The 15011-nt window shown below is 51.7% G+C and carries 10 protein-coding genes; 6 read left to right on the plus strand and 4 right to left on the minus strand.

Going from position 1 to position 15011, the window contains the following annotated elements; genetic code table 11:
* Window positions 1–137 precede the first annotated feature (137 nt).
* Window positions 138–680 carry a hypothetical protein gene (locus AB1656_11475; protein MEW6235999.1) on the minus strand — a complete coding sequence of 181 codons (543 nt, stop codon included), beginning with the start codon at window positions 678–680 and terminating at the stop codon, window positions 138–140.
* Window positions 681–821: 141 nt separating this feature from the next.
* Between AB1656_11475 and AB1656_11480 the strand changes: the two genes are divergently transcribed.
* Entirely contained in the window at window positions 822–1718 is an 897-nt protein-coding gene (locus AB1656_11480) for an N-formylglutamate amidohydrolase (protein ID MEW6236000.1), read from the plus strand.
* On the opposite strand, the gene AB1656_11485 is transcribed toward AB1656_11480, so the two are convergent.
* Window positions 1679–3703, minus strand: coding sequence for a UvrD-helicase domain-containing protein (locus tag AB1656_11485; GenBank protein ID MEW6236001.1), 2025 nt, complete (start codon window positions 3701–3703; stop codon window positions 1679–1681). The genes AB1656_11480 and AB1656_11485 overlap by 40 nt on opposite strands.
* A gap of 637 nt (window positions 3704–4340) precedes the next feature.
* Between AB1656_11485 and AB1656_11490 the strand changes: the two genes are divergently transcribed.
* The gene (locus tag AB1656_11490) at window positions 4341–5363 is read left to right on the plus strand and encodes a DUF1080 domain-containing protein (GenBank protein ID MEW6236002.1); all 1023 of its coding nucleotides are present in this window, start codon (window positions 4341–4343) and stop codon (window positions 5361–5363) included.
* Window positions 5364–5460: 97 nt separating this feature from the next.
* On the opposite strand, the gene AB1656_11495 is transcribed toward AB1656_11490, so the two are convergent.
* On the minus strand, window positions 5461–8094 hold the full coding sequence (locus AB1656_11495; protein ID MEW6236003.1) for a PA14 domain-containing protein: 2634 nt from the start codon (window positions 8092–8094) through the stop codon (window positions 5461–5463).
* A 239-nt stretch (window positions 8095–8333) separates the two neighbouring features.
* Between AB1656_11495 and AB1656_11500 the strand changes: the two genes are divergently transcribed.
* The 4 genes from AB1656_11500 to AB1656_11515 all read left to right on the plus strand — a co-directional run bounded on the left by AB1656_11500 (window position 8334) and on the right by AB1656_11515 (window position 13514).
* Entirely contained in the window at window positions 8334–9755 is a 1422-nt protein-coding gene (locus AB1656_11500) for a hypothetical protein (protein ID MEW6236004.1), read from the plus strand.
* A 128-nt stretch (window positions 9756–9883) separates the two neighbouring features.
* Complete coding sequence (locus AB1656_11505; protein ID MEW6236005.1) at window positions 9884–10768, plus strand: hypothetical protein; 885 nt, start codon at window positions 9884–9886, stop codon at window positions 10766–10768.
* 29 nt (window positions 10769–10797) lie between these two features.
* The gene (locus tag AB1656_11510) at window positions 10798–12681 is read left to right on the plus strand and encodes a sulfatase-like hydrolase/transferase (protein ID MEW6236006.1); all 1884 of its coding nucleotides are present in this window, start codon (window positions 10798–10800) and stop codon (window positions 12679–12681) included.
* Between the two features lie 110 nt (window positions 12682–12791).
* Window positions 12792–13514 carry a methyltransferase domain-containing protein gene (locus AB1656_11515; GenBank protein MEW6236007.1) on the plus strand — a complete coding sequence of 241 codons (723 nt, stop codon included), beginning with the start codon at window positions 12792–12794 and terminating at the stop codon, window positions 13512–13514.
* Window positions 13515–13590: 76 nt separating this feature from the next.
* Here the strand turns inward: AB1656_11515 and trpS are convergent, their stop codons facing one another.
* Window positions 13591–14661 (minus strand): tryptophan--tRNA ligase, encoded by a 1071-nt coding sequence (gene trpS / locus AB1656_11520; protein ID MEW6236008.1) that lies wholly within the window; start codon window positions 14659–14661, stop codon window positions 13591–13593.
* Window positions 14662–15011: the final 350 nt, after the last annotated feature.

A 15011-nucleotide genomic window follows, 5' to 3' on the forward strand; every position in this document is an offset into this window, starting at 1 on the left:
CGTTCTTCCTTGGCCGTCCGCCTTCCTCTTCCTTCGTTCCTTCCGGAGAAACCTCCGCGTTAGGGCAATTGGAATCGCATTCTTTAACCATAAAAAGCCTATTTTCTTCGAAAACGAATAACCTGGATGAATGGCGATCAATAATCCGTCAAAGCGTAATCGACGGCTTGAAATAGTTTTTTGGAAGAGGTCAGGATTCTCTTTTTCAACTTGTTCATGGCGTTGAAATCCTGATCCGCGACGTCGATCTCCACGCCGACGAACGTTTTGTTGGCCCAACCCCTTTTGCCGCTATGGGCCAGCTGAAGGTAAAGAATGTAAGTCGGCGCATGCATTCCATATTCATTCTGGGAATAGGACGTTAACGCTTCCACGATTTTTTGCGGGTCTTTTCCCGTGACGTCGCCGCTGATTTCCAGGTCCAGAGAAATGCGGAATTTATCGGGCAGTTCGGCGCGTTGGATGACGAAGCCCAACCCCGGCCGTTTGGCGTCTCGTTTTTTGCTCATTCGAGTGAAATAATATTGGGCTTGGGGACTGGTTCCCGAATATTTGAAAATGCCGTAGTCGCCGTCCGGAGCCGATAAAACTTCGTCGATTTCATGGAGGTCTTTATAAACCTCCGCGATAATGTCGTCCAATTGCTTGCTTTCCAATTCTCTCGATTGCAGGCCATACATAAATAAAATCTCCAAAATCAACTGGAAGTTCGACGCCGCTCGCCTAAAATACTTAAAATACAAGTATATCTCGGCGGATAGGCGAGATTAGCCATACGGCAAGAAGATATTATAATAGACGCTTTTTGAAGGATGAGTAATATGCCGGAATACGAGCCTGCGATCTTAACCGGCGCCCCTTGCGGCATTCTCTTCGAATCGCCCCACTTGGGACGCGAGGTTCCGCCGGAATTGCGCCATCATCTCCGATTGATGGAAGCGGCGGCGCAGCGTTTGGACGGCGGAATCGATTTCGCCGGACGTTATCTGCTCGGCGCCGTCGGCGGACAATGGACTTATTCCACGGTTTCTCGTCTGGTCGTGGATTTAAACCGGGGATCCGCACACGTGGATTCGCGGATTTGCCCCCAATGGCCCGGCGCCTGCGTCTATGAGGATGGGGGAGTGATCGTTCCCTACGCCGAAATCGGCGGCGTCAAAGTACGATTGTATGATGATCCCTTACCGGAAGAGGAAGTTAACTATCGCCTGGAAAAATATTGGCGGCCTTATCACGAGCGGCTGCGGGGAATAGTGGATTCCTCCGTCCAGACGTATGGCCAGGCGCTTTTAATCAGCCTGCATAGCGCTTATCCCTGGAGGGAGCATCAGCGCGAAGATCGGCCCGCCATCTACTTGGGAACGCGCAATGGCAAGACTTGCGGCGCCGCCATTCTTTCCGCCTTGCGAAATGGATTGGAAGAGAAGGGTTTCTTGGCTGTCGCGGAAAATTATTATCAAGGCGCCTATACGACGCAAACCTATAGTGAAATCGATGGCCTCGACGCCATCCAGATCGAACTGGATCGGCGTTATCTTTTAGAAGAATCCATGCCGGACGCCGTTTTTCCCCATCGAGAAACGATGCTCCAGGCGTTGGCGGCGGTTTTGCAAACGATTTCCCTTTCCAGCCAACGTCTTTCCTCCGGCCCTGCCCGCCGCCTTCTTTCGCCCCGCGCTTACGTCGATCCCGCCACGGGCGACGTTTTTCCTTTTTGACCGGCGTCCGATTCGATTTTTTGCTTATCGAAAAAGTTTTGGCTATGGCTGAATTGCTTGCAGAGAAATTCTTCGGGAATCTCTTTGAGAAAGCGCGATGGGACGCGCTTGGCTCGCCTGCCGAATTTATTCCGTTCCTTTGTCAGACTGAGGGTAAGATGGTTCTTCGCCCGCGTCATGCCTACATAGCAAAGCCGCCGTTCCTCGTCCACGTCCGTACTGTCTTTCAGCGAACGCCCATGCGGCAGCAGGTCTTCTTCCATGCCGCAGAGAAACACGAAGGGAAACTCCAGCCCCTTGGCGCTGTGCAGCGTCGCCAATAATACAGCGTCCTCCGGCCTGCGGTTTTTCTTGCCGTTCGTCTCGTCGCCCAGCGAAATCGAATCGATGAAATCCGACAACGAACCGTTCTTGTCCCGCTCCATAAAAGCGGACGCCGTGGAGACTAGTTCCTCTACGATTTCGATTTTCATTTGCATTGCGATGGCATCCTCAATGGTTCTTTCGATCTCTTCGCGGTAGCCGCTGCGTTCGATCGCGGCGCGTACCAAGGCAGGCAGATCGCAGCCAGCGCTTTGGTTGCGCAGATCGTCGATCATAACGGTGAAAGAGCGAATGCCGTCGCGGGTTTGTTTGCTCAGGGATGGATCGTCTTTAACCTGCTTCAGCCATTCAAATACGGACGTTCCCCGTTGCTGGGCTTCTTCGGTCAACTTCACGATCGTCGTTTCCCCGATGCCCCGCCGGGGGTAATTGACGATGCGCAACAGACTGAGATCGTCGCGGGGGTTGCGGATCACTCGCAGATAGGCCGTGATATCCTTGATCTCTTTGCGGTCGAAAAACTCATAGCCCCCTACGACGGCGTATGGGATTCCGGCAACGCGCAGCGTGCTTTCCAAGGCGCGGGACTGGATGTTGCTGCGATAGAGCACGGCGAAATCAGACCATTTCGCGTGAGTCCGCTCTTTGATGGTTTCCATGCGCCAGGCGATGGTTTGCGCTTCGTCATTTTCATCGTTGGCCAGGAAAGCGTCGATGTTCTTCCCGCGTCCGCGGTCGGTCCAAAGCCGCTTCTCCTGCCGCTTATGGTTGTTCATGATAACGTGATGCGCCGCGTCCAGGATGGTTTGGGTGGAGCGGTAATTTTGCTCCAATTTAATTACCTTAGCGTCGGGGTAATCTCGTTCGAATTGCAGAATGTTGCGCACCTGCGCCCCGCGCCAGCCGTAGATGCTTTGGTCGTCGTCGCCCACGACGCAAATCTCCCGCCGCTTCCCGGCGAGCAAGGAGATCAAACGGCATTGGCCGTGATTAGTGTCCTGGTATTCGTCGACGAGAATATGTCGATAAAGGTCTTGGTAATAGCGCAGAATCTCCGTATGTTCCTCGAACAGGCGGATGGGCAAGAGGATCAGATCGTCGAAGTCCACCGCCTGATGCGCCCGCAGCGCCTGCTGGAAACTCTCGTATATATCGGCGAAGACGAGATCGTATTTATCGTTGAATAGAGGATAATCCTTGCCGCCTTGCGTCAGGTTGTTCTTATAAGCGCTGATGCGCGCCAGCAAAATTCCCGCGTCGAATTTTTCCTTTTTCTGGGGATGCTCCCGCAAGTAGGTTTTGACGAGGGACAATTGATCGCCTTCGCCGTAGATGGAAAAATGCTTGCGGAATCCCAGCCGGTCGCCGTGTTGGCGCAGGATTTTCAATCCCAGCGAATGAAACGTCGACAACGTCACCGGCTCCGCCTTAGCGCCGATCAAACTTTTAACCCGCTGCTTCATCTCGTTGGCGGCCTTATTGGTAAACGTTACGCCCAATATGTTCTTGGGATCGATTTGATGCTTATGGATGAGATAGGCGATGCGGTAAGTAATGACGCGAGTCTTGCCGCTTCCCGCGCCCGCCAGAACCAACAACGGACTCCCCCGATGGACGACGGCCTCCAACTGCGGCGGATTCAAGAGTTTTTCCAATTTCACGAAACGATCCTCAACCGGAAATTCCGCCGCGTAAAGAAATGCGGGACGGCGGCTCAGAGAAGAAAGATGGTAACACGCTTTTTCCTGGATTCAATCCGGCGATTTTCTTTTCGCGTAGTAATAATAAAAGTATAATGTCAATTTGCCTCTTGCTGAGAGCCTTTCCTTGGTATGGGATTCATCTCTTTTCTGAAACACCAGAGTTGAAGCGGCTTCCAGCCTCTTGAGCAGCGAAGGAAAGAGCCAGGATGGCTCTTCTACTTTTCCTTCTTGATATAGCTCGCGAACCTCGGGTGGGTTGTTCCTAAGGGACCATTTTTGGTCTTTTATAATGAGTTTAAAACGAATCATTAATCTTTACGGTTTAGAGCCAAGTGCGGGCGAGACGCCCACTCTCCTAGGACGAGTCTCATCCAACTTTACTTCCTGTTATCGCTTAGCCTTTTCTCGGTAAGCGGCTCGTTATTCATCATTCCCCATCGTCTTTGAATTCCGCGGCTCGAACTCTTGCCGCAGTCGGAAAACCGTAAGACAATGCGGGATGGGATTTTCTTTACGCGATGGATGGAAATTGAAACGAAAAGAAGGATGGAGGATCGTCTTCTCATCTCTTTCATGAAAGGAAAGGAGTTTGTCGATGATTAGAAGGACATGCATGACGGCGTTGACGTTGGCGTTGGCGGCCAGTCTGGCGACGGCGCAGGGCGAAAGGCCGGTTATGGGCAACTGGCATGGCGAATTCGCCGGCGCGGCCTGGAAAGACAAGACCATTCGCGCCCAGGTGGTAGGAGAAAGTTGGGACGAATACCGGGCGGTGTTCTTTGTCGGCGCCAAAGGCGTGGAGGAGCAACGGGCGGAAATCAGAGGAAAAACCAACCGGGGCGTCACTCATTTTGAAGGCCGGGCTGACCTTGGCGAAAAACTGGGCGGCGTTTTCGACGTAACGGGCGACATTGTCTATACGGGCCAGGGCAAAGAAGCGAAAGGCTCTTTCGACGGCGTATTCAAAAACCAGAGCGGAGAAGGCGCCTTCTCGCTAAAACGTGTGTTGATTAAATCGCCTACGCTGGGCATGAAGCCTCCCGAAAGCGCGATTATGCTGTTCGACGGAACGGACGCCGCGCTTAATACGAACTGGGTAAACCGTCCCGTGTGGGTGGCGCAGAATGGCTTGATGAAGACGGAGGGCTATTCTATTTACACGAAGGAAGCGTTCGGCGATGCGGAATATCACGTGGAGTTCGTCATTCCCTATATGCCGCGCGAAAGGGGCCAGGCGCGCGGCAACAGCGGCGTGTATATTGCGGGACGCTACGAGGTGCAGGTGCTCGACAGTTTCGCCGACCATCCGGAAAATAATCTCTGCGGCGGCATCTATCAACAAGCGACGCCGATTGCGAACGCCTGCCTGCCTCCCTTGGAAGCGCAAACCTACGATATTACCTTCCTGGCGCCGCGTTTTGACGCGAACGGCAATAAGATCAAAGACGCCGAAATCACCGTGAAGCAAAACGGCGTCGTGATTCATGACCATGTGGTTCTCAAGAAGCCCACGCCCGGCGGAGTGGACGGCAAAGAAGCGCCGACGGGACAACTCTTGCTGCAAGATCACGGCAACAGCGTGCCTTTCGGGAATGTTTGGGTGAAGCCGCTGAAATAGTAAATAAAAGCATTATATTGGATTTCTCTTTATAAAAGCGAAAAACGACGGAGCCGGGACGACTGGCTCCGCCAGTTTTTTTATTCAATCGCGCCAATCAGAAGCAGAACAATTCGAATAGCAGAAAAGGCTCTTGTTCGTTATTCGGCGGGAGACGAAGAGTGAAACTCGAAGTTTCGACGGCGGGAAAGTCGTAAAGATAGAGGTTTCTTTCGCGGCCAGGATATAAAGTCGGCTTGATGGAATCCGGCGATGCCGGAGCAGCGATCGTCAGTTCCGGAGGCTGGGGCGATAGGGAAGCAATAACCGCCAGGCGATGAATGGATAGCGGCTCTGGGAAGCGGATAGTGATAGAATCGGCGCCGGGCTTCGGCGTCCAGGCGGTGTATAGATTGCCGTCGCAAACGTGAAAGACGAATTCCTCTCCCGGCCGGATTTCGTAAGCGTAATGAAACTTCGCCAGCGGCAGAGGTTGCTGTGGACGATAGAGCATCAAGGGGAGAACTGGCTCTTCGCTCCAGCCCAGCGCGGCGAAAAAAGCGGAATAATCGGGCCAGAATTTCGAGTTGATGTGAAAGACATAACAGGGAGCAAGGCTCTTTTCCGCCGCGATGACGTCATCCAGCCGCCGGGGGGGATTGGAAAAAATGGGGATTTGCTCGCGTTGGAGAAAAGCAATATTTTCGCCAATCCAGTAGTCGGCGTAGAGCGCCTCGGTCGGCTTTTGGGAGATGCGATCGGCTATCGGTTGGAAATTCGCTGGCAGAATCTCGCCCCACGGGACAAGATGCACCGGCTGGAAATAGTCCTTGGGACTGGTTAAATAATATCCTTGCGCATTCCAAAACAATTGAAATCCTAAAAGAATACAGGCCGTCTTAGGCCAACGCCGGGAGAGAACGGAGAGAAACCAGGAAAGCAGGAACAAGAAGAGAGGAAAAGCCAGGAAGATATGCCGGGACGCTTTATTAGGCAAACCGGAAAAACAAAAAATGACGACCGTCGTGGTTAAGGACGCCGCCAGCAATAATAAACGATCGTATTCGGCGGGACAGGATTTTCTCCGCCGCCAATATAGTAATGAACCGGCCGCTGCGAGCAGGACGATAAGGGCGAAAACTTTAGGACACCAAGGCCGGGGCCAAAGAGCCAAGGACTGGCCGAAATGCCAGCGCACTTTTTGCCCGAGAAGAACGGGCGCATTTTCCTTGAGAAATTCCACGCTTAATTCATGAAAAAATCCGGCCTTGTTGACGGATAAGTTCAAAAAATAATAGAGCGTTGCCAGCGGATGGAGCAGGTTGTATAGGATCAATGGCAGACAGCCAATAAGGAAAAAAGCGAAGAAAAGACTCAAGAACCTGGCATTCCTTTGCCGATTGATGGGCAGAAGCAAAAAGAGGAACAAAGGGGGGAGAATATACAGCATTTGCAAGTTGATCCAGGTTCCTATCCCCAAAGCAAAACCGATGAGGCCGGTTTGCCATCCCGCGATCGGCTTATCGCCTTGGCTGCATTTGGCCCATAAATAAAACGCCAGCGCGAGGAAAATGACGTTCTCGACAGGACCGACCATGGTCATGAGGCTGTAAACCAAGGGCATAACCGGAGGAATCGCCCAGAGCAAAGCGGCGGCGAGTCCGGCGCGGAAGCCGAAATTCTCCTTGGCGGCGTATCCCAATGCAGGCGCAGCCAGAGAGGAGAGAAACAGTGGAACCATGCGTAAAACAACGGGAGAGTAACCGATTAGGATAAAGAGAACCGCCATAAGGTACGACTCGAAGGGACCGCCGTAATCCTGGCCGAGGTAGGTCATGTGAAAGGAACGAAAAGCGGCGATGCGCTGCGCCATGATCCCCACGATGGCTTCATCGCCGTGCATGGCCCAGCCGCTTTTCCGGCATAGAACCAGGCGCAATAGCAAGCCCGCGAGAAAGATCAGCAGCATCAATCCATGAAAGTGCATTTCGGCGAAGCGGATTCGTTTCGATCGATAGATCCAGTTCATGAATAATAATACGGCGGGCGCCAAGGCTGCTGTTAAAAGCATAAACAAAGGATACGCGCTATCCGCGATGCGCCGCAGGAAGACGCGGCCCGTCGATAGGGGATAGGGTGACAGGTAGGTGGAGGAGATGGGCTTGAGTCTGCCGCGTTTGGGCAGATAGAGAGCGAATTGGCTCGCTTCGCCGTCATCGCGATATTGGATTTCGATGCGATGATTTCCTTTGGATAAAAAGGTTGGAATGGAAGTAAGAACCGGCGTGCGATAGGAGGATTTGGCGGCGATTTCTCTTCCGTCGATCAGAATTCGGACGTCGGCGTCGCTCAAGAGAGTGAAATCGTAAGTTTTCGTTTCGGGCAGCCATAAGTAGCCTGTCCATACGGCTTGAATGTCCCGCGTCAAAGGACAATCGCGCCGCAGTTCTCCTTGAATGAAATTCAAGTTCCTATCGAGGCTCGTCGCCGATGCGCCGGGGCGGCCTTGAAAAAAGGGCGTCATCGTCCGAACCAATCCCCGCTCCATCCGGTCGGACGACCACGCCGCCATGAACGCCAAGGCGGCGCAGCCCGCTATGAGATAACATTTCTTGCTGTACGCCATTTGAAACATGGGGCGGGAACATCCGAGGACGGCCGCCGCGACGCGCTGTCGATGAATTTGTTTTTTACGCATAGCGGCGTCGAATCGCATCGCCGCATCGGACCGGTATCTCGCGCCGGGAGACAATTAGGGATCGCCTTGGCGAGCGCATCATTATTCATCGTTCCCGGGATGGCATCAAGAGTCGGCTGTTTGGGACAAGAAAAGCGGAATCGTTCTTTAATTCGGGTGCTGTGGCTTGGGAACTCGACTTCGGTTACAATAATGCGCCGCGGAGATAAATCGTCTCTAGCGGCGGGAAAGAATATTTCGATCGGCGCGAAAGCGGATAGATGTTCGGGAGAAGAAGGGATAAGGGATTTTCCATGAATTGGGAAGCGATCCGCAGGCATCGCGGCATGGCGGCGGCGGCTGGATTTTGGATCGTCTGGCATGGATTTCTCTATACCCATGGGTTGTTTTTTTCCACCAGTTCCAAGAGTCCGCTGCCGAGTTTCGATCTTTGGCAACTGTTGGCGCCGTCGTTATTGAGGGAGCATCCCTTCCAATCGCTATGGAATCTGCATATGCAGCCGCCGCTTCTCAACGCCATCGCTGCCGCCGCTTTGGCAACGCCGGCGCCGTCCCGTATTCTTTGGTTTCTTTTCCTAACCATTGGCTTCGCGGCTTCTTTGATTCTTTATCGGCTTTTATGCGAAAGAAAATTTCCTTATCCTTGTTTTTGGACGATTCTCTATATCGTTTGGCCGCATACGTGGATGTATCAGAATTGGTTTTTTTATACGTTTTTGGTTCGATGCCTTTTAATCGCTTTTCTGTATGCCTATTTCCGCCGCAACGTATTTCTGCAATGCTTGATCGCTTCGCTGCTGCCTTTGCTGCGGTCGACGTTTTTGTTGCCTATATCCATCGTTTACATCTGTTTTCTATGCCGCAAGGAAGGACGGTGGACATATTCTCTCCTCTTGTTTTTGCCGCTGGCGTTTTTCGTTAAAAACATCGTTTTATTCGGAGTTCCATCCTTCTCTTCCTGGATGGGAATGAATCTTGCCGCCGGATTGCATTTCGACGAAAGGGAACTTGCGGAAATAGAAAGACTCAACAAACTGTTCATGAAAAAGAATAGCGATTGCCTAGACGAAGAGGGAAATTATATAAGCATTCTTTCCATAACGCCTTTCAGTTCGCTTGACAACTATCAAAACTATATTGCGCCGCGAAAAACCGGCGTTCCCTGTCTCGATGAAATCGATTCCCCCCCCGATGGCGTTCTGCTGCATCATGGAAAAGTCAACTATAACCATATTCATTACGTCGATCTGTCGAAACGGTATTTTTCGGAAACGCTGGCGTGGATGAAAAAGCGGCCATTCGATATTCTATCGCAAAAGTTTTTTTCGCTGCGTTGGGGATTGACGATTACCCCAGCGAGTCACATATTCGTCAGAAATTGGGAGCGAGGGGGAATCATCGACCGGCTGATCGGCTCTTTCGAATCCTATACCTCTTTTTCCATGAATAATTCGAATTTACGCTATTCGTATTTGTTTATCGGGATGTATGCGGCGGGCATAGCGGTTTTGATCGTTCAGCGGAGAAAATCGCCCGCTCTTCTCGTTTTTCTATTGGCTCCTTTGGCCCTATTGTCGATCGACGGCTATGAAGCGTCGCGCACGATGATGGAGTTTGAAGGCGTCTTATATCCATCGATACTCATCGCGGCGAAAATAACGTATAAAGGATTCCAGTCGGCCATTGCCGAATTCCTGCGGGAGGAGAATCCTTAAATTGGCGTTTCTCCATGAATTCCAATTGTTTTTTTCTTGAGGCGAATAATAATAAAATTTTAATGTAAGAACGATAATATCCTGAGAGACGCTGAATTACAATACCTTTTTCGAGAAATGGAATATCGATGACGGCGCAAAAAACCATTGAAGCTTTAGCGGAAGGCCAGGGAAGAGATATTCTGGACGAAATTAAACAAGAGATCGACGCCGTAAAGTTGTTTCTGCGCCAGATTCCCCATAAGATCGATTTCATGACGATGGAATCGGAATCCTCTATCGAGCAAATGGAATCGATCTGGAAAAAATCGGAAGCGATCGCATACGCCATGAATGAAAGCATGATAAAAATCAATGCGATCGAGAAGCAGCCTTGGATGAAGCAGATCAACCAGATGAAATACGAGATCCATCAAAGCGATTCTTCTCTTTCCGCCGCCCGCCTTCAACGGGATATCCGTTATATGGAATCCCTCAATTCCAACACTCTTTCCAAACTCGCCACGTATAAAAAACAACTTTTGATAGAACGCTTGAGCTTGACTCGCAATTGGAAAATGATTCTATCGATGGAAATCCACCTTTTGGAAAAAAGCAAGGAGGGATTGCTGAAAATAATCGCCGAGAACGCCCAGGCGGCGGGAGACCTTTCGATATTGGAAATGGCGCAAGAAAAATTGAAAGCGCAAGCCAATAATGGGAAAATCGACTTGATTCTCCAGCAAAAAACGCCCCCTCTCGAATTGGACAACATTCATGTTTTGCGAACGGTCCTGGAACAGCAACTCGGCGATTTGGAACGCATTGAAAAAACGATCGCCGAAAAGAAAGTCGTTCTGCAAGCTCTCTGTGAGATTATAGCGACATTCGAAAGACAGATATCTGGGAATGCGGTCTATAATCCGGTTATATTGGAAGGGGAATCGGAGAAGGAGAAAAGAGAAATTCTTTCCAATAAAAAAGTCGAAGATTCCCGCAGCGCGTCTCGAATGGCGTATCGAAAGAAATTATAAAATCGCGTTATCTGGAAGGATGATCGTTCATGCCGAATCCCTTATCCCGCCGGGATTTCTTAACCGCCGCTTCCGCACTTTCCGCTGGAGCGCTATGGAGCGGCGATGCCAGCGCCATGGATTTCCATCACGCTAAGCCCAATATCCTCTGGCTCACCAGCGAAGATAACGGCCCCCATCTCGGCTGCTACGGCGACCGATACGCCGATTCTCCCCATATCGACGCTTTGGCCGCTAAGGGAGTCATCTATCTCAACGCCTGGTCCAATGCGCCCGTTTGCGCTCCGGCGAGAACGACGATTATCTCCGGCGTTTATCCTCCTTGTACGGGATCGGAGCACATGCGCAGCATGGTGGAATTGCCCTCCTTCATGAAAATGTTTCCAGCCTATTTGCGCGAGGCGGGGTATTATTGTACGAATAACGTTAAGGAGGATTACAACCTGGAAAAAACCGGCCAGGTTTGGGACGAATCCAGCAGCAAGGCCCATTGGCGCAATCGCAAGCCGGGGCAGCCTTTTTTCGCCGTTTTCAACTTCACTACGACGCACGAAAGCCAAATCCGCAAGCGCCCTCACGCCGCCGTCCACGATCCAGCCAAGGTTCGCGTTCCCGCCTATCATCCCGACGCGCCGGAAGCGCGCCAGGATTGGGCGCAATATTACGACAAGATTACGGAAATGGACGCCCAAGCGGGGAAGGCGCTGCAAGAGTTGGAGCAAGACGGATTGGCTGAGGACGCGATCGTTTTCTATTACGGCGATCACGGTCCTGGAATGCCTCGCTGCAAGCGCTGGCCTTACAATTCCGGGCTGCGCGTTCCGTTGGTCGTTTACATACCGCCGAAATACAAGTCCCTCATGCCGGACAATTGCGCGGCGGGAGGGCGATCCAGCCGCCTGGTCGGCTTCGTCGATCTCGCGCCGACCGTCCTCAGCCTTGCGGGCGTCAAGCCGCCGGATTTCATGCAGGGTCATGCCTTTTTAGGGCAATACGTTGCGCCGGAGCCGGATTATGCGTATGGTTTCCGAGGACGCATGGACGAACGCTATGACATGGTTCGCTCCGTTCGCAACCGACGCTATATTTACATTCGAAATTACATGCCGCATAAAATCTACGGCCAATATCTTGCCTATATGTTTCAAACGCCGACGACGCAAGCATGGAAAAAACTCTACGACGAGGGAAAACTGCATCCGCCGCAGACGTATTTTTGGGAACCTAAGCCGCCGGAAGAACTGTACGATCTGCAAAACGATCCCGACGAAGTGAAGAATTTGGCCGATTCCGCCGAGCATTACGATATGTTAATCCAGCTGCGCCAGGAGTTGCGGCGATTCGAACTCGACATTCGTGATATAGGTTTTTTGCCTGAGGACGAAATTCATGTCCGTTCGAAAGAGACGACGCCTTACGAGATGGGACATGACGACGCGAAATATCCCTTGGAAAAAATCTTGACAATGGCGGAAATGGCCTCTTTCATGAAGACGGAAGCCATTCCCGATCTCATGAGGAAATTCCAAGACGGCGATGGAGCCGTGCGTTATTGGGCCGCTATGGGGATTCTCATGCGGGGCGCCGCCGCCGTAACCGCGGCGAAATATTCGCTTCATACGGCTCTCGCCGATTCCTCGCCCAGCGTCCGCATCGTTGCGGCGCAGGCTTTAGGCCAATATGGCGGCGCCGAGGATATTGCCCTAGCGCTGGCCGTTTTGATCGAATTGGCGTCGTTGGATAAGAACAGCGTCTATGTTTCTATTGCGGCGTTGAACGCCATTGACGATCTGGGCGAAAAAGCCATGAGTCTGAAGGAATTAATCGCCGCCCTGCCGCGAGAAAACGCCTCCATCGTTCCCCGTATGAAAGAGTATGTCCCGCGAATGATCGAGAGAATCTTGAGCAGATAGAATTAGAGACCATTTTGGAGAGTGGCAAAGGCAAGGTTGTTTCTGCCCTTGAGCGATTCATGGATGTTTGGCATTAATCGAAATCGTAAATACGGAACCGGTTGAACAAGATGAAGGAAACAAATCCGAACGGCGGCGAGAAACGATTTTATTTCGATCGGTTGGGGGATTGCTTCACGGAGTATATGAACGAATACGACGTCCAGCGCCGTTTAGTTTTGATCTATGAAGAATTGTTGAGAGGTTTTCCCATTAAAGACAAACGCATTTTGGAAGTGGGATGCGGGGCGGGACATATCTCGCGAGCAGCGGTGGAGCGCGGGGCGGACCTATGCGTGCTGGATATCGGATGCAGCCTGGTTAAACGAGTATCCGCTACGCTGAATATCGATGGCGCGGCGGGAGACGCCTGCTGCCTGCCTTTTGCGGATAACCGATTCGCCGCCGTCATCAGTTCCGAGTGCATAGAGCATACGCTCGATCCCGAAGAAGCCATCCGGGAGATGGTTCGCGTCTGCGCGCCGGGCGGGATCGTATGCTTTACTACGCCGAACCGGTTATGGCGTCCCGTCCTGCAGCTTTCCGTCCTGCTGAAAATAAGAAAGTTCGCCGGGATCGAGAATTGGATTTGGCCGAATCGGGCCGCTAACCTCTTACAGGAATGCGGCATGGAATCGATAACCTTCTGCGGCTGCCATCTATGGCCGTTTCAACTGACCTTCACGCAAGGGCTATTGCGTCGCATCGACGCCTGGGGCCAGCGGTTGTATCCCGTGATGATTAGCTTCGGCGTCACCGCCGTCAAACCGTCGCTGGATAAACCGTTAGAATAACGCCATTCATCTATTATGAAGAAAATAGTAGGTTGCGCTTGTTTTGAGCACACCCTGCATGGCTTATTGGATACGATTAAGAATCCGTTTGTTTCTTGCGGCGTTTTTCGGCGGCGCGGGAGATTCGATTCCAGGCGGAAGTCAGGCCCATCGCCTTCTTCACTTCTTTGAGCGTTTCCGCCGCGATATCCCTCATGCGCATGGTGCCTTCGAAGATGATTTCGTCTACGAATCCCGTATCCGCCTCCGCATGCGCTATCCGTTCGCGGATCGGATCGAGAAATTGGTTCAGCGCTGCGATGAGCCGTTCCTTGACTTCGACGTCGCCGATGGTTCCTTTTTGATAGCGCTCTTTCAATTCGGCCACTTCGTCTTTTTGCGGATTGAAAACGTCGTGGTAGACGAAGACGGGATTGCCCTCCACCGCGCCGGGGATGTGGGCGTGAATCCGATTGGGATCGGTGAACATGCTCATTACTTTTTTCTTCACGGTTTTGGCGTCGTCGTGGAGCATGATGGCGTTGCCGAGGGATTTGCTCATTTTGGCTTTGCCGTCGGTGCCGATGAGGGTGGGAGTATCGCCGATCATAACGTCCGGCAAGGGGAACACATCGCCGTACAATCCGTTGAATCGGCGCGCGATTTCGCGGGATATCTCCACGTGGGCTTCGTTATCCTTGCCCACGGGAACAAGATGGGCGCGGGGCATGAGTATATCCGCCGCCTGTAGGACGGGGTATCCCAAAAGGCCGAATGGAAACGACTCGTCGTCGATGGACGCGGCTTTGGCCATATCCTTAAGGCTGGGCAAGCGGGATAGACGGTTAACCGACACTAAATTTTCGAAGATCAGGTTGAGTTCGTACACTTCATGGACGGCGGATTGAAGATAGATGAGAGTCTTTTTGGGGTCGATGCCCGCGCCGATATAATCGAGAACAAGCCCGCGGGCGTTATCGCTGATGTGGGCGATGTCCTGCGTTGTAGGCTTTGTGGTCAGCATGTGAAGATCGGCGATAATCAGGCATGTATCGAATTCGTCCTGCAACTTAACCCGATTGGCTAAACTGCCGACGTAATGTCCCAGATGAAGCCGTCCGGTGGGACGGTCGCCGGTGAGAATGCGTTTTTTCGCTTCCGCGCTCAATGGAGGAACCTTTCATTTTGTTTGATCGATAATGATTGGCAACGATTAAGTTTATCGGAAAATATATCCTTTTAAGGCCGTCAGTCCAGGAGCGGAAGGAGATTTATATCGTCCTCTACAATCCTTCGATGAATCGATTTTCGTATAAAAGGCTCAATTTCGATCATGGATTCCCTTTATCGTTTCTTGAAATAGAATAAATCAGGATATTGCTTTTGAGAATCGTTTCATTCTTTTGCGATTGGTTGTTCGATAGAGTTGCGATTCGGGAAAACATGATGCGGAGGATGTCTCCATATCTTTCTTTGACAAGCCAATAAACAAGGATAAAATAATTATCAAATGAAAAC

The organism is Candidatus Omnitrophota bacterium, assembly GCA_040755155.1.
Lineage (GTDB): Bacteria > Hinthialibacterota > Hinthialibacteria > Hinthialibacterales > Hinthialibacteraceae > JBFMBP01.

Excerpts from the sequence above, each read along its gene's own strand:
- AB1656_11475 (MEW6235999.1), bottom strand. The coding sequence starts at position 680 with ATGTATGGCCTGCAATCGAGAGAATTGGAAAGCAAGCAATTGGACGAC.
- AB1656_11480 (MEW6236000.1), top strand. The coding sequence starts at position 822 with ATGCCGGAATACGAGCCTGCGATCTTAACCGGCGCCCCTTGCGGCATT.
- AB1656_11490 (MEW6236002.1), top strand. The coding sequence starts at position 4,341 with ATGATTAGAAGGACATGCATGACGGCGTTGACGTTGGCGTTGGCGGCC.
- AB1656_11500 (MEW6236004.1), top strand. The coding sequence starts at position 8,334 with ATGAATTGGGAAGCGATCCGCAGGCATCGCGGCATGGCGGCGGCGGCT.
- AB1656_11505 (MEW6236005.1), top strand. The coding sequence starts at position 9,884 with ATGACGGCGCAAAAAACCATTGAAGCTTTAGCGGAAGGCCAGGGAAGA.
- AB1656_11510 (MEW6236006.1), top strand. The coding sequence starts at position 10,798 with ATGCCGAATCCCTTATCCCGCCGGGATTTCTTAACCGCCGCTTCCGCA.
- AB1656_11515 (MEW6236007.1), top strand. The coding sequence starts at position 12,792 with ATGAAGGAAACAAATCCGAACGGCGGCGAGAAACGATTTTATTTCGAT.